The organism is Chitinophaga agrisoli (genome assembly GCF_008386695.1).
Taxonomy (GTDB): Bacteria; Bacteroidota; Bacteroidia; order Chitinophagales; family Chitinophagaceae; genus Chitinophaga; species Chitinophaga agrisoli.
The window spans coordinates 444,168-469,571 of the sequence record NZ_VUOC01000004.1 but is presented as its reverse complement, the minus strand read 5'-3'; the positions used below and the strand labels follow the sequence as shown (position 1 = coordinate 469,571).

At 51.9% G+C, this 25,404-nt stretch carries 10 protein-coding genes; 8 read left to right on the top strand and 2 right to left on the bottom strand.

Annotation, left to right across the window (positions count from 1 at the left end; translation table 11 throughout):
* Positions 1 to 32: 32 nt before the first annotated feature.
* Together F0L74_RS21090 and F0L74_RS21085 are read right to left on the bottom strand one after the other, a co-directional pair.
* Entirely contained in the window at positions 33 to 638 is a 606-nt protein-coding gene (locus F0L74_RS21090) for a thioredoxin family protein (protein ID WP_149839895.1), read from the bottom strand.
* 7 nt (positions 639 to 645) lie between these two features.
* On the bottom strand, positions 646 to 1,131 hold the full coding sequence (locus F0L74_RS21085) for a TlpA disulfide reductase family protein (RefSeq protein ID WP_149839894.1): 486 nt from the start codon (positions 1,129 to 1,131) through the stop codon (positions 646 to 648).
* Positions 1,132 to 1,379: 248 nt separating this feature from the next.
* On the opposite strand from F0L74_RS21085, the gene F0L74_RS21080 reads away from it, so the two are divergent.
* The 8 genes from F0L74_RS21080 to F0L74_RS21045 all read left to right on the top strand — a co-directional run.
* Positions 1,380 to 2,606 (top strand): DUF6786 family protein, encoded by a 1,227-nt coding sequence (locus F0L74_RS21080; protein WP_149839893.1) that lies wholly within the window; start codon positions 1,380 to 1,382, stop codon positions 2,604 to 2,606.
* Positions 2,607 to 2,628: 22 nt separating this feature from the next.
* Positions 2,629 to 3,480 (top strand): fumarylacetoacetate hydrolase family protein, encoded by an 852-nt coding sequence (locus tag F0L74_RS21075; RefSeq protein ID WP_149839892.1) that lies wholly within the window; start codon positions 2,629 to 2,631, stop codon positions 3,478 to 3,480.
* A 171-nt stretch (positions 3,481 to 3,651) separates the two neighbouring features.
* Complete coding sequence (locus F0L74_RS21070) at positions 3,652 to 5,673, top strand: T9SS type A sorting domain-containing protein (protein WP_149839891.1); 2,022 nt, start codon at positions 3,652 to 3,654, stop codon at positions 5,671 to 5,673.
* A gap of 377 nt (positions 5,674 to 6,050) precedes the next feature.
* On the top strand, positions 6,051 to 10,445 hold the full coding sequence (locus F0L74_RS21065) for a hypothetical protein (RefSeq protein ID WP_149839890.1): 4,395 nt from the start codon (positions 6,051 to 6,053) through the stop codon (positions 10,443 to 10,445).
* Between the two features lie 5 nt (positions 10,446 to 10,450).
* Positions 10,451 to 12,526, top strand: coding sequence for a fibronectin type III domain-containing protein (locus F0L74_RS21060; RefSeq protein WP_149839889.1), 2,076 nt, complete (start codon positions 10,451 to 10,453; stop codon positions 12,524 to 12,526).
* Positions 12,527 to 12,535: 9 nt separating this feature from the next.
* Entirely contained in the window at positions 12,536 to 17,932 is a 5,397-nt protein-coding gene (locus F0L74_RS21055) for a T9SS type A sorting domain-containing protein (RefSeq protein WP_149839888.1), read from the top strand.
* 17 nt (positions 17,933 to 17,949) lie between these two features.
* Positions 17,950 to 19,737, top strand: a complete 1,788-nt coding sequence (locus F0L74_RS21050) for a hypothetical protein (protein WP_149839887.1) — start codon at positions 17,950 to 17,952, stop codon at positions 19,735 to 19,737.
* A 26-nt stretch (positions 19,738 to 19,763) separates the two neighbouring features.
* Positions 19,764 to 25,404 (top strand): hypothetical protein (locus F0L74_RS21045; protein WP_188316097.1); only part of this gene is annotated, 5,641 nt, incomplete at its 3' end.

Genomic DNA, 25,404 nt, shown 5'->3' with positions numbered 1-25,404 from the left:
TCTATGGCATGATGGACCTTTGCATTTTAATGTTAACTCCTCCTGCTCTTCACCCCGCATCCTACCGCCTTGGTAAACGTTACCTCCGGCTGTTGCCCGGCCAGCAAAGCGGTTACCGCATTCTGCACATAATTGATCTTACTGTTATTCCCATTATCCGGGTCATTGTCTATAGCGCCAATATAAGCCACTACATTCCCCTTTGGGGTCTTTTGCAATACAAATACATGCGGCGTGCGCAGCGCGCCAAAACGCCGGGTGATCACCTGTCCGGGATCTTCCAGGTAGGGGAAGTTCAGCTTGCTTTTCTGCGCATGCTGCTGCATATCCTCAAAAGATTCCCCCGGCTGGGCTTCGGGGTCATTGGGGTTGATCATGATCACCGGGTAGCCCCTGGCCGCAAACTTATCCTGCAGGGCTACCATCCGGTTCTCGTATCCGCGGGATACGGGGCAGGTATTACAGCCAAAGATCACAATATAACCTTTGGCCTGCGGATAGCCGGCCAGCGATACGGTTTGCTGATCTGTATTCTTAAGGGTGAAATCGGTTACCACCTGGCCTACCTGGTAACCTGTTTCCTGCGCAAGGGCCATCAGCGCCAGCGCCAGTAAAGAGAGCATGAGTAAGCGTTTCATAACGGTATTATTTTAGTGATCGGAACGTTGCTACCAATTGGTCATAGGTGAATTCCCTTTCCTGCAACCGGCGCAGTTGTTTGCCTTTGTTGACAAAAAGGGTGGCAGGCAGGCTGCCGGACCATTCCGGGCTAATGCGATCTATATATTGCTGTTGATCTGTTTCGTTTAAAAGTATCACCTCGTTCTGCAGCCTGGCTTTCTTCACAAAAGGCAGTACCTGTCCCCGTAGTTTGGACCGCGCATCCAGGCTTACCAGCAATACCCTTACAGGCTCGTCCTTGAAGGTTTGCCGGAACTTTTCAAAATGTGGCAGCTCATCCACACAGGGGCCACACCAGGTAGCCCAGAAATTGATCACATACGTGGTATCGCCGCCCGCGGTAAACCGCCGTTCCAGCTCATCCAGCGTAACCAGCCGCACCTGCTGGGCGCTTGCCGGCAGCAAAAAAGCATGTAACAGGATAATATAAAGCACCGGTTTAACGGGCATGGCAACAGGAGATGATATGTTGTTATATAAGTTACAAATAACCGGCCATATGCGCCAGTAATTGGGATAAGCGGCGGCGGATTAAAAATTATGCCTGCCATTCAATTTAATTAGTATTTTAATGGGATAAAAATTCCACGGCTGCAAAACATCTGCAGCCCTAACATGAAAAACAAATATCCCACAGCACGCGGAACCATATCCGCTGCATTTCATTCGTAATCAGTAATTCGTAATTAGTAATTAATATGAGGTTTGTTCACTACTGCCTGTTCCTGGGTTTATTCGCTTGTCAGTCCGGTACAAAACCACCGGCACAATCCACACAACCGCCGCAGGGCGGCAATACTTTTGGTGATGATGTGGCCTTTCTGCGCCGTCAGCCGGGTGATGTGATACTGTTGCAGCATGCGGCAGACAGCGGCATGGTAGCCGTTACCGGCAGTTACCAGGCCCGCGTAATGACCAGCAGCGCCAATGGCCTTGCCGGCAAAAGCTATGGATGGCTGAACTACCAGCTTATCTCCTCCGGTAAATATAACCCGCATATTAATGCCTATGGCGGCGAAGAGCGTTTCTGGCTGGGGCCGGAGGGCGGCCAGTACGGGCTGTTCTTCCCGTCCGGCAAGCCTATGAATTTTGATACCTGGCAAACGCCCGGTCTTATCGATACCGCTGTTTTTCAGCTGCGTGATCAAAGCGGTGATGCCGTGACCTACGTGAAAGAGGGTACGTTAACGAACTATGCCGGTACCACATTCAATGTAGGCATTACCCGCAGCATCCGCCTGCTGGAAAAAGAGACCCTGCCCGCGCAGCTGCATATCGATCTGCCCGCAGGCGTAAAAGCAGTGGCCTATCAAACAGAAAATACACTCGTGAATAAGGGTAGTAAGGCCTGGCAGGAAAGTACCGGTCTCTTGTCCATCTGGCTGTTGGGCATGTATACGCCTTCTGATAAGACCATGATCGTAGTGCCTTTTAAAGGCGGGCCGGATGCGCATGCCGGTATCCACGACGATTATTTTGGCAAGATCCCGCCGGATTATCTCCAGGTAAAGGACAGCATCCTGCTCATGAAGGCGGATGGCCGTCACCGGGGCAAGATAGGCCTGGCGCCGGAAGTGGCCCTGCCCATGTCTGGCAGCGTGGATACGGAAAGCGGGGCTATCACCCTTATCCTCTTTAGCATACAGCCCGGCGGGCGTTATGTAAACTCCAAATGGGAACAACAAAAAGAACCTTATAAAGGAGATGTGGCCAATTGTTATAACGATGGTCCGCTGGCAGATGGTACGCAGATGGGGCCTTTCTATGAGCTGGAATCCTCTTCAGCCGCAAGGCCGCTGGCGCCGGGTGATTCTATGGTATACCGTCAGACCACGGTGCACCTGGAAGGGGAGAAGGCCGTCATGGACTCCCTGGCACAACAACTCTTTAAACGTTCTATCAGCGAAATTGCTGGCATGAAATAGGATATAAACTGAAACAAAAGATATGGAATACTTTCTGCTTTATAACACAACAGACGGCGTGTTTGCATTCTACCGTGACCGTTATACGCATATTGAACAGGATTGGGACGCCCTGGTGAATACGCCGCATCTTTTTAAACACCTGCAGGCTGCCGTTGAAGGCCAGCCTGCCGCTAAAGATGTGGAAACCGCCATCCGGCAACACCTGTTGCCGCCTATCGGGCTGCAGGAGATCTGGGCTGCAGGCGTTACCTACTACCGCAGCAGGGTAGCCCGTATGGAAGAGTCAGAAGATTCCGGCGGCGCTACTTTCTACGACCTGGTATATGAAGCAGAGCGACCGGAGCTGTTCTTTAAATCCACCGCCCGCCGCGCGGTAGGGCATGGGCATAATGTGCATATCCGCAAAGATTCCACCTGGGATGTGCCGGAGCCGGAATTAACGCTTTTTATCAATAACACCGGCGCTATCCAGGGCTACACTATTGGTAATGATATGAGCTCCCGCAGCATAGAAGGAGAGAACCCGCTGTACCTGCCGCAGGCCAAGGTATATGAGCGCAGCGCGGCCATTGGCCCCTGCCTGATGGTGCCGGAAAATCCCATTGCTTCAGATACGCTTATCCAGATGCAGATCTTCCGCGCGGGCGAGCAGCAGTATAAAGACGCGGTGCCTATCAGCCAGATGAAACGCACGCATGAGGAGCTGGCGGAATTCCTGTTCCGCGAATGCAGTTTCCCCGATGGCTGCTACCTGATGACAGGCACCTGCCTGGTGCCGGACAGCGGGTTTACCCTGCAGGAAGGGGATGTGGTGGAGATCACGATTGAGCCCATCGGTAAGCTGATAAATACCGTAGCCGTAAAAAGGTAATTTTCCCTTAACATAAGCCTTTGCAAGGCGGTGCAATGTTTATACTTGTTTAAGTAAACAATTGCGCCGCCTTTTACTTTATTTATACATAGAACAAGCAATTGCGGCGCAGCGGGGGAATATTATATTTATAATCTATTCTATTGCTCAATCTATCAACCCGGATTAACCATGAGAAAACGCTACCCCCTCTTGTTACTGGTATTATTATGCCAGCAATACCTTTTTGCCCAGAATAATGATAATAACCCGTTGCTGTCCCGGTACTATACAGCGCCCACCGGTTATACTATCCGTGATTTTAAGTATGATCACCTGCTGATCGCAAAGGATTCTACTTACCGTCTTATCAATGTGCAGCAGCATACGGACACATTGATCCCGCTTGGTGGTCAAAAAGCCGATGTATGGAGCACGCCCACCGGCGCAATTCTTACTACCTACCCCGGCGATGCCTTCCATTCCGTTGCCATTTATGAATGGAACCAGGGCGCCTTAACACTGGTAGACCCAAGTGCTGATATGGTAAAGGTGGCGGGCAATTACGTGAGCTGGCTGCGCATCCAGGGGCCCAGCCAGGGACCCGGCCCGGCCTTTGGCGCCCTGTATCTAAGGAACCTGGTCACTAAACAGAATGTTTTAATTGCCGATAGTATAAGCACAGATATGTATGAGACGAAAACCAATGTGTCAAAAGAAGGCATGGTGGTATTCACTAAAGATCATGTGCTCTATAAATACGAAAATGGCAGCATTACTACCGTGCTCAGCACGCCGGGCTTAGGACCCCTGTATCTCAATTTTCCCATGCCGGATGAGGGCCGGATACTGTTCTTATCGGCATTACAGGGCCGTGCCATTGTTTCCCTCTACAACGGAAGCACCATTGATACACTTGGTCAGACGGCCGCCACAGATGAAAACCTTTATGAGGAACAGCAGGCCATCAGTAATGGTTATACCGCCTGGGTGTACAGGGAGCGGGAAGGCGGGGGATTTGCGCATACCCTTACTTATCTGCGGGATTCCACCGGCAATACACGCGTAGCATTTGAAGAGCTGGGCGGTAAGTATAACGATTTTGCCATGACATTTATAGAAGGGCTTGCGCCCAATGGGGACCTGATGGTCACAAAAGCCCTCAATCCCGGCGGCTTGTATTATATTCCCCGCGATAGCAGCCCAAGGCTTATTACCACTAATCTCAGCCACAAGGTTTACCTGAACAGTGACCGCTGGTACATGCGTCAGGATAGCATCTTGTACCTGATTGCCACGGATACCTTACTGGATCAGAATATTACGCCGTTTAGCAAACAGGCCTTCACGAATACGTTTATCCAGTTTACGGCCAATGATTTTATCAATCATTATAACGGGCCGCATACCGGGCCGGGACAGCTGGAAAGTGTCCAGATCACTTCCCAGCCGCGGTTTGGCCGCCTTACGGTAAAAGGAGACGTGGTATTCTGGGGGCGCAGCAACGTGATCACCCGGGCAGAGCTGGATAGTATGAAATATACGCCCAATCCCGGCATCGTAGGCGTAGATACGCTGCAATGGAAGGCATTTAACGGGCTTACGTATACGAAGTATGATACCTCTGTGGCGTTACAGATCTACCCGGTATTAAGCACACCGCCTATCCTGCGTACCCTGGAGGCCCAATACAGCGTTGCCGGTGACCCGGATACGATCCTTATTGCCAATTATCCGGCCACCCGCTGGCATACGGAGGTGAGCGTGGTGGTAGATGGCGCTACCGTGCTGCCGGTGAACCCGGATAACACATTTATCATAGACCCGGCGGCTTATACCCCCGGCGCCCATCAGCTGAAGGTCACTTTCTGGCACCCGCTGGATACGATCAGCATTTCCCGCAGCTTCATCATTAATGGCGCATTGCAGCAGGCTTTTGCCGCCAAGATGACCGGGCTGCCGGAGAAAGGAACGCTTACCGCATTCCCCAGCCCCTTTAGCCAGCAGTTTACCGTAACAGGCCTGTCGCCAGCCGGCAGGTATATCTTATCATTGTATGATCAGCAGGGCCGCCCGGTACTGAATCAGCGTATTACCGGACAAACAAGGGCTATCATCACCCCGGCAAGCCCCGGCAGTGGCGTATACATGCTAACGATCTACGATGAGGATACAAAACAGGTGGTAAACACATTGAAATTGCTGCGGCTGTGAAAGGGTACCAAGGCGTGGCAGGGTAACGCTACCCCGCATCTGGTGGTAGGGAGTAACGTTGCAATGCAGTTGCAGTAACGTTGCTAAGCAGTTACGATGCAATACACAGGATATTTACTCAAACGGTGTAACTGCAACCGGCCTACGATAATCATGCGAAGCCGCCGCTAAAATAAGTGCCTATGCAGCGGCCTCTTCAAAAAAAAGACCCACGTAACAATATGGTTACGTGGGTTTTATATTATTATTACATTTATACGCATTATAATAATATTTACATTATGACGTTTTAATATATTTTTGCTGTTTAATTGAGCCCTTGTTTTGGGGGGATATATCTTTATTAAGACAGCATGCGAATAAAAATTTGCGGCCCTATGCCCGCGCTTTGGATGGTGATATTGGTGGTTTTGTTAACCTGTTGGAAACCCGGTTACGCAGCCGCTGCATGGACAAACCCGGTAGATACTTCACAGACCAGCGATATAGACGGATACATTACTGCGCTTTACAATAGAATAAAGGAGAAAAGCCGTTTCCTGAGCACCCTTACCAGCGAAGAAATGGGAGAGCTGCCCGTGGGCCTGGTGCGTGAGATCAATGGAAAGACCTACGTGATCGCTATCGATAGCGCACGGGTAACGCCCGCCGGCGCTTCTTTCAATGCCTATTTCCGGTTTACGTTTCCCGGCACCACAGCGGAACTGATCTTTGGCGGCAAGGATATCGCATTTACGCCCGGCGGCATAGGCGCAGGCAAGTCTACCAAACTGGTGCTGCTCAAAGGCAAGGATATTCCGCTGAATGAGCACCTGGACCTGGTTTTTCCCGGGGATGGCAGCAACTATGTGGAATGGGACTGTAAAGGCTTTAAGGACGCCAATATCAACGCTACCTTCGAGTTTGACAAAACCTGGCTGCAGCCGGAAGATAAGGCCGCGGATAAAGTGAGGGCGGCGCTGAAAGTAAATGTAACGGATCTGAGCAACCTCATGGCCACGGTAGACATACCGGCTTTTCATATTGCCGGCCTGCAGGACTTTAGCTTTAAAGTAAAGAACGCCGTGGCGGATATGAGCGATCTGGCCAACCCCGCCGGTTTCACCCCCTCCAAGGATATGCTGGAAGATGCCGGCAGTCCGCTGCTGTGGCGCGGCTTCTACCTCCAGGAAATGGAAGTGGGCCTGCCCAAACAGCTGGCCACCCAAAAAGGCCGGCCGGCGGTAACGGTAAAGAACTTTATTATAGATGACCAGGGTGTTAGCGGCACTATCACCGCCACCAATATCGTCGCGCTGGGCGAAGCCAGCGCCGGCGGCTGGCCCTTGTCCATAGATAAAGTGGGCCTTAGCTTTAGCAAGAATAAACTGAACGGCGGAGAGCTGGGCGGCCTGATGAAGATCGGTTTCCTGGGCGAAGACCCGCTGGGTTATGCCGCCTCCGTGAGCATGCGGGGCAACGACACCTATTACTCATTTGCGATCAATACCACCGCGGATAAAAACTATGAGTTCTTTGCCGGTACCATCACCCTTAATAAGAACTCCCGTATAGAAGTGTCCAAAACAGAAAAGGATTTTCTGCCGGTGGCCACCCTGAACGGAAAGGTAACGCTTAACAAAAGCGTGCTGAATGTCAATAACATCGCTTTCCAGGATCTGACCCTTTCTACCCAAAGCCCTTATGTGCACAGCGGCGCTTTTGATATCACCAACAGCGGCGGCAGCTCTAAAATGAGCGGTTTCCCTATTGGTTTTGACAGCCTGCATATTGGTATTTCCGAAGGTAAGATCGGGGTAGGCGGTACCGTTAGGCTCAGCTTTATGGATTCAAAGGACAAAGGCTTCGCAGCTGCCACTTCCTTTGTAGTAACGGCCAAACAGGATAAGGAAACCCAGACCATTACGGTGGGTGGGAGCCCGGTGGAGAAAATCACCACGCATTGGTCCCTGGATAAGGTAACCATCAATGATATTGACCTGGAAGTAAAGGTTACCGCGTTTAAACTGCACGGGATCCTCAGCATTTTCGACAATCATCCGGTGTATGGCAATGGCTTCCGCGGTTACCTGGATTTCTCCATACCGGGGCCCATCCCCAAAGCCAAGGCCACGGCCTATTTTGGTTCTAAGGATGATTACCGCTACTGGCATGTAGACGCCTATATTGGGGTTACCATTCCCATACCGCCCATGCTGCAGCTCACCGGGTTAATGGGCGGCATGTCTTACCATATGGAAAGGCCTTCCAATTTTGATCCTTACAGCACCCGTAATGCTATGGATAAAAACGGCGGCATGAAAGACCTCACCGAGGTATTCCAGTATGTGCCGGTAAAAGAAGCCGGCCTTGGTTTTATGGGCGGCGTATCTATGGCATTTGTACAACAGATGGTGGTAAATGTGAATGTGGCCCTGGAAGTACAGTTTGGTACAGACGGCGGTTTCCGCTATGCCCAGTTTGACGGCGCCGGTTATGTGGTGCATTTGCCTATAAAGGCCAGCAGCCAGCAGGATGCGGCGGCGGATAAGACCGCGCCGGTATGGGTGCAGTTTAAGATGCGCTATGATAATGTGAACAGTACGTTCGACGCCAATATGAAAACCTATGTAAACATAGCCGGCATCCTCAAAGGTATCAATGAGGATGGCCTGGTGGGAGAGGCGGCGTTGCATATTGGCCAGGATGACTGGTATTTCTATATAGGCCGTCCTTCGCAGATGTTTGGCCTGTCCATTGCCGGCCTGGCAGAGGTGAAATCCTATTTCATGATGGGCAGCCATGTGGAAGATATGCCACCGCCGCCGCAGGAAGTAAGCGAGCTGTTTGACAATATCAATACCAATTTCATGGCCATGGAAAATACCATGAGCACCGGTAAAGGGTTTGGTTTTGGCGCGCATTTTAAAGCAGGTTTTAAATTCGATTATGGCGTATATGGCGAGTTTGCCATTGGCGCCGGTACAGATATATTATTACGGGATTATGGCGAGGCGCGTTGTAAAGGCAGCAACAGCGTGATCGGTTTAAATGGCTGGTATGCCGCGGGCCAGGCCTATGTATTCCTGAAAGGGGATGTTGGCATCCGCGTAAAGGTATTTGGTAAAAAACGCGGTTTCTCCATTGCCTCCCTCGCCGCCGCCGTGTTGCTGCAGGCCAAGCTGCCTAACCCCAGCTGGTTCAGCGGCAATGTAGGCGTTAAGTACGCGGTGCTGGGCGGCCTTATTAAAGGCAACGCCAATATCAGGGTAGAGCTGGGCTCACAATGTGAGATCGTAGGCGCCAAAGAGCTGAATATCATGGTCATCAGCGATATTAAACCGGATGACAAGGGTACGGATGTAAGCGTGTTTGCCACGCCGCAGGTGGCCTTTAATATACCGGTGGCCAAACCTTTTTCCATGCTCAATGAGTTTGACGAAGTGGCCACTTACCGCATACAGCTGGATGAGCTGAAACTGATGAACGGCAGCGCGGAAATAAAAGGCGCTACGGAGATCAGCGCGGATGGTAACTCCGCCGCGCTCACCCTGCGCGATATCCTGCCGCCGTTAAGCACGCTCACCGCTGCTGCTAAGATCCATATAGAAAGGCAGAACGGCGCGGCCTGGGATGCGTTGCAGAATGACAGTAAACAAACAGATTACGAAACCAAAGCCGCTACTTTCACTACCGGTGAATCGCCGGATCATATTGACTGGGATAATGTGGCCTATGCCTACCCGGTAAAACGGCAGTTCAATTTCCTGCCAAAGGAATACGGCAGCGGCTATATTAAATTAAAGCGTGGCATACCGGAACTGTTCCGGCCCGTAGATGCGAAGGGCAAGAAATGGCAGGTCACCGCGGCCCTTACGCCGGCTACCGGCGCCCCGGTACCGGTAAAGCTGAGCTATGATGAAAACGCTGCCCAGCTGAATTTCTTGATGCCGGATAATCTTTCCAAAGAAACGATCTACACCTTTAATATCATGCGTACTTCGCGGGATGGGGAGACGGCCGGTAATAATGTTACCAGGCAGGCGCAAACCGGGATCTCTGCGGATGGGGATACCACCACCATCACGCAAACTACCTTAAAAGGCAACGCCGTATCCGGTATCAGCAAAGAGGTGATCAGCTATAGTTTCCGCACCAGCCGCTATAGCAGCTTTACCGAAAAAATGAACGCGGCCGGCGAAGGGGAAAATATATGGGATGTGGCTACCGGTCTTGTTACCGTTATTGGCCAGCGGTTTATTGTGCCGGAAACATTTGACAAGTTCGAGATCCAGGGCGATGCGGTGTTTGCCACCCGGCCCCTGGTGCAGTTACGGGCCGGTACCAATAACAGCTGGCTGCAGAATAAAATACTGCCCTTATTATATAATGGTTATCCCTTCCATCCCTCGCTCACGGTATCCCGCGATACGGCCGCTACCGGCGGCGTGCCGCCCCTGGGCGCGGTGAAGTTATATAATAACGACGCCTCGCTGTACCAGCTGATGGACGCCGATATCACCGGCGGATTTGCCCAGTCAAAGCCCGGCGCCAGCCGCTTTATGTATTATGTGTCCATGGTGGCGAATGATGATTATCATGAGCTGCTGAATAAGGCCAACCGCCTGTATATTAATGGCGGCGGCGCATCAGCAGCCATAAAACGCCTGCTGGTAAGCCTTTTCCCGGACCCGGATGGCAATATGAACTATCCCGTGGAGCTGCGGTATAACCTGCCCGGCGTTAACAAGATCACCTCGTCCGTCACTAAAAACATTTACTACAAATTATAACATCCATGTACCGCATACTATCCTCCGCCCTGTTTTTGCTGCTGTTGTTGCTGGTTGGTTTGCCGGATGCTGCTGCCCAGCAGGAGCACCGTATTGTGGGTGTGGCCGATGCCCAGCCAGATAAAAGGACCATCCGGCTGCGCTGGTCGCCGGCTAGTTATGTAGCCTGGGAAATGGGTAACAAATATGGCTATACGGTAGAACGTTTCACCATTGCCGCCAACGGCCAGTTGATAGAACAACCTAAGCCTGTACTGCTTACGCCCAGGCCGTTGGCGCCCTATACGCTGTTCCAGATGGAAACAGCCGCCCAGCAGGAGCCGCGTATTGCCGTGGTGGCAGAAATGCTGTATGGCGACAAGGTAGAGAAGATAAGACCGGAAGAAGGTATTGGCGCCTGGTTTGAGAACCAGAATCAGCTGAACTGGCGTATGGCCATGGCCTTGCTCTCCTGCGATATGTCTATAGACGTAGCCAAGAGCGCCGGTCTTTACCTGGAAGATCATAATGTAAAACGAGGCGAACGCTATGTATACCGTATTGCATTGGCCAAACAGCCGGCTAACCTGGTGATTGATACTGCCATCGTTGCCGCTTCGCTGGATGAGCCTACGCGGCTGGTCAGGCCGCAGGAGCTGGCCATTGTATGTGCGGACAGAACAGCTACCCTGGGTTGGTTGACCAGCTACAGCAAACAGCTGTATACGGCGTATACTATTGAGCGCGCTACGGACGGTAAAAATTTCCGCCCGGTAACGCCGCTGCCCATACTGCCTACTGGCCCGGATGCGGCTGGTTTTTCCTACTACCAGGATTCCCTGCCGGATAACGAAACAAAATATAGCTACCGCGTAAGGGGCATCACACCTTTTGGGGATAACGGCCCCTGGTCGCAAACGGTAGAAGGTACAGGCGTTACGGATGTGGCAGACCGCCCCATTGTAGATACCATCATCGTAAAGGATAATAAGCAGATAACGTTGCGCTGGCAGTTGCCGGGCAAGCTGTCCAAACAGTTGTCGCAGGTAATGGTTACCCGCGCGGATAACAGTAAAGGGCCGTTTTTGCCTATTGCCACGTTTAAAACGCCGGTATATGAATTTGTGGATGAGAAGCCCCAGGGCACTAATTACTATCGTATAAAAGGTGTTACTAAAAACGGGAAGACCATCTATTCCTTCCCGTATTTTGCACAGATCATAGATACCATTCCCCCGGCTATGCCTACCGGCCTGGCGGGCAAAATAGACTCCCTGGGTATTGTTACCCTGCAATGGGCGCAGAACCGGGAAAAAGACCTGCAGGGGTACCGCGTGTTCCGCGCCAATAGCGCTAAAGAAGAGTTCATTGAGGTAACCCGGGATATTATGCCGCAGCCGCAGTTTACAGATACGGTTACCCTGCATACCCTTACTTCGAAAGTATACTACCGCATTATTGCGGTGGATAAGAACTATAACACCTCTGACTACACGGCTTTCCTGGAGATCAAAAGACCGGATACCATTGCGCCATCCGCACCGCTGATCACCAATGCCTTCCGGTCTGACAGCCTGCGCGCTATTGTGCTGCAATGGCGTAACAGCGCCAGTACAGATGTAGTGAAGTATACCCTATACCGTATTAATACAAAAGACAGTACCCGTGGGCTGGCCGCCGCCTGGGACTCCACCAATAAACGCGAGGCTTTTGCAGATACCGCCGTACAGCTGGGCAATACCTATTACTATGAGCTCAGCGCCTGGGACGGCGCCGGTAACCAGGCAAGGGAATTAAGCGGCGATGTATGGTTTGAGACCGGTAAACGCGCCGCTATCACGGATTGGAAAGCCACCGTGAACGACCGGAAGCACCAGGTATTGCTTAGCTGGCGGCATACGCTGCAGGATGTGAAACAGTACCGCATTTACCGCGCAAAAAATAACGAGCCCTTTACGCTGTATGCTACGCAGAACGAAGGCCCGCATGAATGGGCGGATGAAGAGGTGCACCTGGGTAATATATACCGGTACAGGATCACCGCGGTATTGAAAGGGGATGTGAAAACGGAGATGAGCCGGGTGCTGGAGGTTAAATTTTAAAACATTGCAATGAGAGATAATTTTACGCGTAGGTCTTTACAGGTGCTGTTGCTGATATGCTTAGGCATGACAGGCAGTTTCACCGTCCGGGCGCAAAACCGGACAACGAACCTGTTTATCAATTCTCAGCCCGGCACTGATTTTAACGCGCCCACCAATATCACCGTCACGTCCCTGCAAAGTTATCAGCTGGCGGATGGGGTGCTGGACCCGGAAGACGGGCAGGGCCGTTTATGGGGAGGTCCGGTAGCATTTTTTGGGCAGTTTGGTATGTCCTGTGGCTCAGGGGGATCCGGCACCATCAGCGCAGGGCAGTTATATCCCATCAGGAGAACAGGCGCCGATGTGCCGTTTTTTGGCCCTTATGCAACGTATAGCTGTATGAACGCGCGTTTCGCGTATGACATGCTGCCGCCCCGGGATATTACGGTAACCGCGCCCGCTACTGTTTGTGGCAATGAACAGATGCAGCTGTACTCCGAAAATACTGATCTGCACCTCTTTTCAAATGCTGTGGTAACTACGGCTTTGTGCTGGGAGTATAGTCTTGATAACACGGGTAACTGGCAGGAGATGGATACCAGTTCGGCTAGTTTTCTCTTGTACTTTAAGCCGGCGGATAAGATCCCGGAAATAAGGACAGCGGTGCACAATGCACGTTTCCGCTGCCGGATCCGGGCAAGGTATGCGAGTGCGGGAAAAGTGTATTATTCCAATTATACCGCAGCAACGGGCTCTTATACTATTGCTCCGCCGGCGCCTACCGTAGACCCTGACCGGGTTATCGTAACAAAGAGCTGTTTTGGCCTGTCTACGGCGAGCATAACGGTGGCTGGCAGTGATATCACCGGCACCGGTAATATGCGCTGGCTGGTGCGCCCCGGTAATGTGACCACCCCCTGCGACCCGGACCTGGAGAACTGTGGCTTAATACCGGATCAAAGCCTGGGGGCCGTGAGCATTTCATCAGGCGTGCAAACAAGGCCTATCCTCGCTGCCGGGACCTATACCTTATGGTTGCTGAACCCTTCCGGTACCGTAGGCAACTGTATGACGGCCATTCCTGACATAGACGTTGCTTCATTTTCCCAGTTACAGGTAACTGATAACGGCGCCCCGCAAACAAAAGCCGTTACCTGCGCCGGTAATGCGGATGGCAGCATTGGCGTAACCGCCACTGGTTCTAATCCTGCCAACGGCTATTATTTTACGCTGCAGAATGAAGCGCATAATACCGTACGCCAGCAGGCGTTTGGTAATGGGGCTACGATGTTTTGGCAAGGCCTGCCAGCTGGTAAATATTACGCGGCGGTGATCGATGGCGGTACCTGCAATGCCACCGCCATCAGCGCTTTGATAGAAGTAGGATCTCCCAAGATTATCGATGGCAGCGTTACATCTGTAAGGCCTACCTGTAATGTGCCGGGTAATGGCAGCGTCACGGTAACAGCTGTGACGCCCGGCCTGCGGTATAGATACAATCTGTACCGGGGCGCAACCACTTTGCTGCAGCAATCCGGTATCACCACTAACCAAAGCTATACTTTTAACGGCCTTAGCGGTGATAATTACTCTGTAGAGATATTGGATGTGGACCAGCCATTATGCGGCGGAGTGCGCCGCCCGATAACAGTTAATACGGCCACCGCCCTGTCTTTACAGCTCACCGCCCGCGATTCCGTTACCTGCTTTGGCGGAAACGATGGCCGCCTGCAGTTTACTGCCGCCGGCGGCTCCGGCAGCTACCAGTTTACGCTTACCAAAACCGGCGGTACCGCGGTAACATCCACCACCGGTAATTTTACCGGTCTTACCGCGGGCAGTTACTCCGTAAAGCTGACCAACCAACTGCCCGGCTGTTCAGACCAGATTACGCAAACTTTTGATGTATACGAGCGCCGCCCCTTACAGGTGCAGCTGCAGACCAGAGATATTGATTGTAACGGCGCCAGTAACGGCGAGGTTATCGCGCTGGTAAGCGGTGGTTCCACCTTCTACAGCTATACCTGGCAACAACTGGTGAACGGCGCCTGGGTAACAGATCCATTCTGGTTTAGCTCCTATACTAAGATCGACGCCCTGAAACCCGGTACTTACCGTGTAATAATAAACGATAACAGGTCTACCGGTTGTACCGTTACCTCTGACGAAGTAACGATCACTGAGCCGCCGGCCTTGTCCATCACTGATGTTAAAGTAACAGAGGCTATTTGTGATGAAGGCGCTGCCATAGAGATCACGGCTGCCGGCGGCACGCCAAATTATTCCTTTGGCTGGTCTGTAGACGGTGGTAACAACTATACCATCTTTACAAAAGATACGCGTTTATACACCCCCGGTACTTACACCCTGCAGGTAAAAGATGCGAAGGGATGTACCGCGGAGGCCAGCAATACCTATGATATTTCCCTGCCGGATGGGCAGCTGGATTTTGCGATAGACCGATCCGTGTATAATGGCGGATTTAACGTGTCCTGTATGAATGCGAGGGATGGCCGTATTACCCTTACAGCTACCGGTGGTAACGGTGGTCCCTATACCGGCTACCACTACCAGCTGGATACAGGGCCCCTGCAGACAAACGGCACCTTTACCGGCCTGGCTGCGGGCATATATATCTTTAAGGTGATGGACGCCCGCGGTTGTGTAATATCCCGTAGTGTGCGGCTTACCCAGCCTTCCATCATGTTCAATGCCAGCAAGGAGGATATAAAATGTTACGGACAAGCCACCGGCAGCATCCTGGCCCCGGTATCCGGCGGCGCAGAGCCTTACACGCTTACCATCAACGGGCAGCCCATGCCGTTAGACCAACCCATGGGCAACCTGCCCCAGGGGGTCTATGCCCTGCATGTAACGGACGCGAACAATTGCAGCAAGGATACTACGATCACCATTAATTACAGCTACCCGCAGTTAAGTATCACCAACGCGGTAGTAAAAGATATTGTGTGCTTTGGCGCCACCGGTAATATTACCTTGTCTGCCACCGGTGGCGATGGCGTATTTAATTACTGGACCAGTACAGACAACTGGGCTACCCAAACAGCCTATACCAGCGGCGCCAGCCTGCCTGCCGGCAATTATGCCCTGCGGGTAACGGATGGCCAGGGTTGTACGACGGATCACAGCAATGTACTATCTATCACTACGCCTGCAGCGCCGGTAAGTTTTACCGCTACATTGTCTGATTACAGCGGATATAATATTTCCTGCAAAGGCGGTGATAACGGTTATGCGGAGATCACCGCCACGGGCGGTAATGGCGCTGCCTACAGCGGTTATACCTATGCCATAGATAACGGTCCGTTTACGGCAGCGGCGCGTATAGAGCGCATCAAGGCCGGCGGCCATATCATCCGCGTAAAGGATGGCCGTGGTTGCGAGGTGAACGCTACCTATAACTTTACAGAGGCCACCCTGGCATTGGATATTACCCTGGTAAGCAAACAGGATGTATCCTGCGCGCTGGCTACTAACGGCAGTATTACGGTGGCGGGCACCGGTGGTGCTGGCGGCCTGCAGTATAGCCTTGATAATACCAACTGGCAAACAGATCCGGTGTTCAGCGGTCTGGGAGCGGGCAACTATATTATACAGGTAAGGGATGCCAATAGCTGCGGCATCTCCCTGCCGGTACAGGTAAATGCCCTGGTGCCGCTCATCAGCCTTGACAACGTGGTAAGCAACGACATTGTTTGTTTTGGTGAAAAGGGTACCATCAATATACAGGCGCATGGCGGTAATGGCGCGCTCACCAGCGAGTATTCGCTGAACGGCGGCGCGTTCCTGCCTTTTGATAATACTACGCCGCTGGCCCCCGGCACCTATAAGGTACGGGTAACGGATGCGGTGGGCTGTTCCTCTACGGAATCAGATCCCCTTACCATTACCGCGCCCGCGGCAGCATTAAAGGCTACCGTCACCACTTCTGATTTTAATGGCGTACAGATCTCCTGTTACGGACTGGCAGACGGCGTTATTGACCTGGCTGTGACGGGTGGTAACGGCGGCGCTTATACGGGATACCAATATAGTATCAATAACAGCGCTTATACGCCCAACAGTAACTATACCGGTTTAACCGCCGGTAGCTATGCCATCAAAGTAAAAGATGGCCGCGGTTGTATCATAACGGATAATGTGGAGTTGAAACAGGCAGCCGCTCCGCTGGCGCTCACTGTTACTAAGGTAGATGATCTGCTCTGTGGCGCTAATCCCACCGGTAAGATCAGCGTGGAGGCAAGCGGTGGCCGGGTGCCGTATACCTACTCAATCAATAACGGCGGCTGGGCCAACCAGCCCCAGTTTGAGGCATTATCAGCCGGCAACTACAAGCTGCAGGTATTGGACCTCAATGGTTGTATAGCCGGCAATACCGCTGCCATTAAAGCCCTGTTGCCTGCCATTGCGGTAACTACAGATATTACGCCGGTAAACTGTTTTGGCGAGACCAACGGCGCACTTAAAGTAAATGTGACCGGCGGCGATGGCAACTATAATTACCAATGGACCACGCCGGGCATTACCGGCCCTAACCCTCAGCGGCTGCGCGCCGGCGGGTATACCGTTAAAGTAACCGATGGTACCGGTTGTGGGGATTCCTATACCTACCAGGTAGAGCAGCCGGACCTGCTTACCCTGCAAACTACGGCCCCTGCCATCTGCGACGGTGTTAGCGATGGCGCTATTAATGCGGCGGTAGAAGGTGGTACCACCCCTTACCAGTATATGCTGAACGAAGGGGTTTGGCAGGGCAGTGGCAGCTTTGAGCACCTGGATGCCGGCGACTATAAAGTAACCGTGCAGGATGCCAATGGCTGTACCATCAGCAAAGACCTGACCATTCAAAAGAACAATGTAAAACCATATGTGAACTTCCTGGTAGCCACCCGTAAGAACGCAACGGATACACTGGTTATAAAAGATATCAGCCTGCCTGCGCCGGATAATATCACCTGGACCTACGCTCCGGAAGCTACTTTCCTGGGCATGGACGGCAGTACCCCGCTTATTAAGTTCTCAGCAGCCGGTACTTATTGGATCCGGATGGAAGCCCTTTTTGGCGGTTGTACCTATACGCTGCAGAAAGAGGTCTCCATTAGTCCGTATGATCCTATTGCAGGCCCGGGTTATTCTATGCCGGTACATGTGATCGATACGGTTACGCTGTCGCCCAATCCCAACAACGGCAATTTCCGTTTCAGGATCAAGCTGAACAGATCGCAGCAGGTAGTGGTATATGTGATAGATGTGAACGGCGCCCGTGCTGCTATCAAACAGTATTCGCCCGGCGTGCAGATAGATGACCAGTTTGCGCTGGGTAATGTGATCCCGGGCGCCTATATATTAAGAGTAATTGCAGAAAACGAAAGCCGGGACGTGCGGTTTATTATCACGAGATAAAAGAATTGAAGAAAAACATGAACCGGTACCTATCCTATGCCATATTAAGCTTTTTAATGCTCACAGCTGCGCCCAATGCCTGGTCACAGGCGCTGGACCAGCTGGGCGTAAAAAAAGGCGTTTCCATGAGCGGATCCATTAACGCCAGCGCCACGGCCTATACCGCCAGCGGTATTGAAAGCCGGCGCGATCCGCTGGCCTGGTATCTCAATGGTAATATCAACATCAACCTGTTTGGGTATGATATGCCTTTTTCCTTTAACTACAGCAACCAGGGGCGTAACTACTCACAGCCGTTTAACCAGTTCCGTTTTGCGCCTTCCTATAAATGGGCCAGGGCTTATTTTGGCACTACCAGCATGCAGTTCAGCAATTATACGCTGGCCGGTCATATGTTTGATGGGGTAGGGCTGGAGCTGAGCCCTGGTAAATGGCGCATCTCCGCCATGTATGGCACCTTGCTGAAAGCGGTGCCTTTTGACGTGCTGAGCCCGGAAAGTTATAGCCGTGCGGCCTTTGAACGCAAAGGGGAGGGTATTAAGCTGGGTTATGAGGATAACGGTAACGCCTACAGCATTTCCCTGTTCCATGCCAAAGACAATGCAGCCTCTGTTCCCTATATACCGGATGACGCCACCCTTACGCCCAGGGAAAACCTGGCCGTGGCGTTTAATGTGCGCCAGACCCTTATAGGCCGGGTGTTTGTAGATATGGAATATTCCATTTCCGCCCTTAACCGCGATGTACGGGCAGAGAAGGATAATTTCGACAGCACCCGGGGCACCTCCAACCTGCTGGGCAAACTGCTGGGGCCTACCGCCACCACCCGCTATTTTGACGCCCTGCAGGCCGGCCTGGGATATACCGGCAGCTTTTATACCGTACAGCTGCGTTATGAACGGGTAGCGCCGGATTTTGTAACACTGGGCGCTTATAATGTGGTGAATGATATGCGCAATATTACGGTAGCGCCTACCGTGCAGCTGCTGGGCGGAAAGCTGAACCTCTCCGCCAATGCCGGCATGCAGGTAAATAACCTGGATGATAGCAAGACAAGCGATACCAAACGCTGGGTGGCCAATATCAATGCCGGCTTTACGCCTAACGAACATTGGGCCTTTAACGGCGGATACTCCAACTTCAGTAACTATACCCGCATACGGCCGCTGATCGATCCTTATTTTAACAACCCACTGGATACGCTTGATTTTTACCAGGTGAATAACACCTATAACGGTATGGTCATGTACCGTACCGGCACCAAAGAGCGGCAGCATGCCATCACGTTAAATACCTCTTACCAGTACGCGAGCGATAAAAGCACGGCGGCAGATGCGGTAGAGAGCCTGAGCCGTTTCTTTACGGCTAACCTTGGTTATTCCTATAACCTGCAGCCCAAGGCATTGTCCATGACAGGGGCCGTGAACTATTACAAGAACACGGCCGCAGGGTTGAATACTACGTTCATGGGCCCTGCCGTAAGCGTTAATAAACAGTACTTTGATAAAACGCTGCGTACCGGGGTAACGGCTACCTATAACGTCACAAAGGCCACTACAGAAACAGCGGGTCTGAATAGCAGCACCACCAGCTCCTTGTTCAATACGGGATTGAGCCTTAACTACTCGCCCAAGCCGCGGCAGCAAACAACCAGCACGGGAGAAGGAAAACAGGTAAAGCTATTCCCCAACCGGCACACGCATAATTTCGGCGCTACCGTTATGTGGCTTATGCGGGGCGCAGCCGCCTCACAGCCCGGTTATAATGAACTGACCACTACCATCAACTATACCTATTCGTTTTGATACCAATGTATACTTCAAGATCCGGCATGTCCTATATATTCAGATACCTGTTATGCCTGCTGTTGTTTGTAACAGTAAAACAGACCGCGCAGGCGCAGGGGCAATACCCTATAACAGCCAGTACGCAGATCATACCGCCTTACAGCGTGTATCTGCCGGATTATGCCGTGCCAGGCAGCGATAAGTTGCGCGTAATACTGGTGCAGAACGATCTTACGCAGCCCTCTTATGATATACGGCTGCAGATGACGGTAGAGAGGAATGGCGCCGTGATCATGCGCAGCGCGCCCACTTTCCGGCCCAGAGCCCTTACGCTCAGCGCCGGCGTGCCCACCATCATTGGCGGTACAGACCTGTACGATTACCTGCAAACGCAGAACATTGTATTCAGCAACGGTTTTAGCGCCAACGATTATGAGCGCACCAAATCCTTACCGGAGGGCGCTTACCGCATTAGCTTTACCGCGTTTGACTATAACCGTCCGCAGGTACAGGTAAGTAATACCGGGGCCAATATCTTCTTCTTCCAGAAGAATGACCCGCCTTTGCTGAACCTGCCCGTTTGCGGCAGCCGCGTGGAAAAACACGATCCCCAGTTCCTTACCTTTAACTGGAGCAGTCGTAATACGCCCAGCCCTTTTGCAAACAGCGCTACGGAATATGTTTTCTCTCTTTATGAAATAAAACCTAAAGGCAGCAATGCGGATTATATCCTCCGCAGCGCGCGCCCTTTATATACTACCGTTACAGAAAGCAATACCATTGTCTATGGGCCCGGTGAGCCTGCGCTTATAGACAGCATGGAATACGTATGGGCAGTGCAGGCCCGTGATAAAAGCGGCCGTGACCTGTTCAGTAACCAGGGCCTTAGCCAGAGCTGTAAGTTCACCTACCTGGGTACCAATCCCTTTACCGCCAACAATATTGGCAAGCCCAAATTCTACGGCAAAGCCACCGGCGAACGTACCGTACACCTTTACTGGCCGCTGGCGCCGGAGAACGTGTTCTACGATGTAGAATCCTACCGGATCCAATACCGCGCGGCTAAGAAAGACGGCGTAGAGTTTGACTGGCATACGGAAGAAAAACAGCGCGATACCGTCCTGGACCTCAACAGCCTGGAACCGGGCCGCACTTATGAAGCCCAGCTGCAATGGAAAGTAGCCGGCGTATACGGCCCCCTTAGCGAGCTGGTAAAAGTGACGACAGATTCCGCCCGCGCATTTGACTGTAACGATGGCGGCCCTACGCCGCCGGCAGCCAATGCAAAACCCCTGGCCAGCGCCAGCATAGGTAATATTGTAAAGAATGGTTTCTTTGATGTAATACTTACGGAGGTTAGCGGCGCTAACGGCGTATTCAGCGGCAAGGGCCGTATTATCACTCCCGGCTTTGGTATTGGCCTGTCCCTCACCTTTAACAAGATCACCATCAACGAAAACATGGTGATGACAAAAGGAGAGATGCAGGCCGTAACACAGGGCATCGATAAATTTACCAGCGACGCCGTAAAAGAGGAGCGTGGCGGTAATGATGTAGGCCAGGTGAAAACCGGCGATATCGTGCCGGATATTAAAACGAACCTCCACATCTTTAGCCCGCAGCAGATAAAAGTAGATACCGCGGCTGGTACCATCACCCTCACAGATAAAGACGGTAACCCACAGGAAGTGTTCAACTACCAGGACAAGGGCAAAACCCTGCCCATGGTAGTAGAAGATGCGGATGGTAACCTCTATAACATAGACAAGAACGGCCATGTAACAGCCGCAGGCGCCCGTAATCATGACCTGGCCGGCAATACCGCCGCCCTGGCTGCGCTGGATACGCTGCGCCTGGATAAGGGCATGGTAAGTTTTGCCGCCGGTACCGGTAACAAATACGCCTTTGACGCGTGGAAAGACAGCTATGCCGGTAAACCGGTGCTGGACTCCAGCTACGAAAAACTAGCCGACGGCAAATACCGCGTAAGCGCCAAGGCCATAACGCCCGGCGTGCAGGAAACCGTTATTGCCACCCTGCAGAATGCCGCTTCAGATCTGGCGGCTAAGATCAGCTTTGTAAGTGGTAAAGGCATTAGCTATCCTGTTGAAAGGAAGGGTAACAGCTATACGGTCACTATTACCGGCGGCCCTGCGGGCGATGCGCAGGAAGTATATGCCGTATACCAGGATAGCAGCAAATACAAAAGCCTGGGTAAACTGCTGGTAGCCAGTTACGCGCCCTTACAACATAAAGTGGTATTGATCCCGGTTGGCGGCGCCACCGTGCCGGAGCAGGAGATCTTAAGCAAGCTGCAACAAGCCTATAATACAATAGCCGTTGATTATAGTGTAATCACCGATAACAGCTTCCGCGGTGATACCAGCTGGGACCTGGATCATAATCAAATACTGCAGGATACAAAGAGTGCTTTCCTGAGCAATAATTTCACCGGCGAGGAAAAGGCCATGAAACAGGCTTACAGCAAAGGCCGCAGCCTGGATGATGATGCGGTATACCTGTTCCTGGTGAATGAAGCGGCTTTGAAGGATGGGGACCTGTTGGGTAAGATGCCGCGCCAGAGCCAGTTTGGGCTCATCTTTACAAAAGGCGCGGCGGCAGCGGATATAGGCCGTACGGTAGCGCATGAGACGGGGCACGGCGCGTACACGTTGGAACATACGTTCAGCGCAGGGATAGGTTTGGCTAAGGGGAGCACCGATAATCTCATGGATTATAACGATGGCTATGGGTTGTTGAAGTATCAATGGGATGTGGTGCATGACCCGGGGAATGTGTGGGGCGTGTTTGAGGGGGATGGAGAATCGCAAAGCCAAACGGTAAAAAGCCTGCCCGCCAGCTTCCTGGATAAGGATAATACCTGGACCTTTGTGACCTATGCGGGCCAATACATTTGCCTGCCTAAAGAAGCCAGCAACTTTATTTTCCATTTTGGCATTACCGATTTCAGAGGTACCCATAACCTGACCACCGGCGTACTGCAGGGATTTGAATGGAAGGGTGAAAAGTACAGCGCGGCCATTAACGGTAGTGTGCTTTATAAGAATGCGGCTGGCGTTGTATACGAAAATAAGGTGGATGCGAAACAGCTGGAAGGCGTGATCATGGCCCTTCCCTGTGAAAACTCGCTGGTGGCCTATAAGCTGGCCGCGCCTGGTCTTACGCAATATGATCCCAAAGTATCGTTTGCCGCTAAGAATGAGATAGATTTCCCGGTACAGCCTTTCTCCGCTGCTAATACTGTATTGAAGGATGCAAACGGCAAACAGCTGTCCTATAAGCTCAATGTTCAAAGCGTAGACTGCCAGTGGTGCTATGATGAAACGGTGGCAAGTATGGCCTCCGGCTATTGTGCAAAACCTTCGCTGATCTATATCTCCAAAATTGCGCAGATAAGAAAAGCCTTCCCGGCATATTTCTCGGCATTCACCTCCGTGAAGGACGATTGGGCTAAACCGGAAAAGCTGGTTCAGGGAGAAAGAGGTACGATCACGGACAGGGTATCAAACGGGATCTGGGGCGCGAAAATAGACGGTGAGGCCGATGGCCGCCTGGCAGGTTACTATGATAACGAAGCGCAGCAACCGCTGTTCTTCCGGGAAATGCTTACGGACCTGTCTGATTACGTTACTGCGCATAATGCGGATGACAAGAGCTTCTTTGATACGCTTACTGTGCGCTGTAGTGTGACACTGGTAGAGAAAGCGGTCGCAAATATATCAGACTACGATTGCCAGACGCTGGCATGGGACAGGAGAAATGTGGCGCTGGAAGTGTTGATAAAAGACATCGAACCGGGTAAATTCAATGGCGGCCATGCGGGCTCGATCTATAAGCTCATGGCGCAAATGGATAGCACGCAGGCAGAAAGCCTGTTGGCTACCTTCCACGATAGTGCTTACCTGGAGATACTGGATAAAGAATTTGCAGGCGGGCACGGGCTTCTTTACAGCGATTTCTTCAATACGCTGATCAGTTACCTGCAAAGCAACAGCCAGGTAAAAGATCATGCGGTGGAGGACGGAAATGTATTCAATTACATTTCCCAGGACTCCTGGCTGGATAATATACTAAATAGGCAGGCCTATGTGGATTACGCGCCCATGGCTATGTCCGGGAACCAGTTGCAATTCCATTACCGCAGCCGCTTTGCCAATGAGATACTACCGGATGACGATCCGGCCTACAATGGTAATGTTACCATAGACGCCTATAGCAGCGTTATACTACTGTTGCATGAAGACCTGAAGGTTAACGGTACTACCATTTATAAGAAGTCTGATTACCCGAATGGACTGAAGATCTCCGCCATGCGGTTTTACTCGCTGTATAAAGAAAGGGTAAACCAGGCGTCTGCACAGTTTACAGGCTTCTCTATCAATATCCCCTTTGTAATGTTGGGGATAGGCGAATTAAATGCTGTCAAAGGCTGGAGATGGGTATTGGCTGCGGCAGACCTGGAAGTGGCGCTGCATGGGCTATTCGAGAACACAGGAAGATACAGGGAGATACGCGATAAATATCCTGCTACCCATAAATATCTCGATGCGTGGTCCGCAGCCAACAAGTACTATTGTGTAGCCCGTATTACACAGGTAGTGGGCGAAGCAGTGTACAAAGCCTTTAAACCGGTAGCAGCGGAAGCCGCGGCGCTGGAGGCGGATGCCACTGTTCCGCAGGCGGTGAAGGACGAGCTGCAGCTGGATGAGGTGTTGGCAAGGTCCAAGGCATTTGAGGAAGTGGTAGCAGGGTCTAAAAGGGTGGACTACACGCTGGATGAGTTTATTGCAACCTTTGACAGTAAGGGCGTAGTGCCGAGAGAGATTTCTGAAGAAGCTTATCAGCTGTTCAATGCACGGAAATCCGCAGAGCTGGAGAAGCTGTTCAAGGCGCATGATCTCAACGGGGGCTGGCCTCCGGGATATGGCGGTTATAATTTTAAAGAGGTAGATCTGCTTCCCGGATCAGTATATGACCGCTACCAGGAAACAGTGAGGATCGTGAATGGTAAGCCGTTGCTTACCGGTAGATTCACCTCGCCGGTATTAAACGGCCAGCCGTTCAGTTACGAAGCGCGCGCCTTAAAAGGCATGGAGAAGGATTATGATCTGTATATACGGATCACGATCAAAAAGAAACTGCCATTCAAAGGCGAAGATGCTGACATTATCCCCTGGCACGGTTGGGAGGGCGGCGGCGTCCAAACACGCTTTAAGTTCCCATCTGACGGATCCTGGGATTGGGAAAAACTGGAAGCGGATGGATATATAGAGATAGAATATGTAAAGTCTCCTTCGGGAAAACTGAAGATTGAATCCGGTAATACAGCCGTGCTGGCGGAAGCGGTACCTGATGCCGGCGCCGTGATAAAACCCGAGTACACGCTGGATGAGTTCATTGCAACCTTTGACAGTGAGGGCGTAGTGCCAAGGGATATTTGTGAGGAGGGTTATAAACTATTTAATGCGCGGAAATCCGCAGAGCTGGAGAAGCTGTTTAAAGCGCACGATCTAAATTGGGGCTGGCCTCCGGGATATGGCGGTTATAATGCAAGAGAAGTAGACCTGCTGCCCGGATCAGTATATGACCGTTACCAGGAAACAGTGAGGATCGTGAATGGTAAGCCGTTGCTTACCGGTAAGTTCACCTCGCCGGTATTAAACG

Bases quoted from the DNA above. Each gene is read 5' to 3' on its own strand.
- F0L74_RS21075 (WP_149839892.1), top strand. From the start codon at position 2,629: ATGGAATACTTTCTGCTTTATAACACAACAGACGGCGTGTTTGCATTC.
- F0L74_RS21070 (WP_149839891.1), top strand. From the start codon at position 3,652: ATGAGAAAACGCTACCCCCTCTTGTTACTGGTATTATTATGCCAGCAA.
- F0L74_RS21065 (WP_149839890.1), top strand. From the start codon at position 6,051: ATGCCCGCGCTTTGGATGGTGATATTGGTGGTTTTGTTAACCTGTTGG.
- F0L74_RS21080 (WP_149839893.1), top strand. From the start codon at position 1,380: ATGAGGTTTGTTCACTACTGCCTGTTCCTGGGTTTATTCGCTTGTCAG.
- F0L74_RS21060 (WP_149839889.1), top strand. From the start codon at position 10,451: ATGTACCGCATACTATCCTCCGCCCTGTTTTTGCTGCTGTTGTTGCTG.
- F0L74_RS21055 (WP_149839888.1), top strand. From the start codon at position 12,536: ATGAGAGATAATTTTACGCGTAGGTCTTTACAGGTGCTGTTGCTGATA.
- F0L74_RS21050 (WP_149839887.1), top strand. From the start codon at position 17,950: ATGAACCGGTACCTATCCTATGCCATATTAAGCTTTTTAATGCTCACA.
- F0L74_RS21085 (WP_149839894.1), bottom strand. From the start codon at position 1,131: ATGCCCGTTAAACCGGTGCTTTATATTATCCTGTTACATGCTTTTTTG.
- F0L74_RS21090 (WP_149839895.1), bottom strand. From the start codon at position 638: ATGAAACGCTTACTCATGCTCTCTTTACTGGCGCTGGCGCTGATGGCC.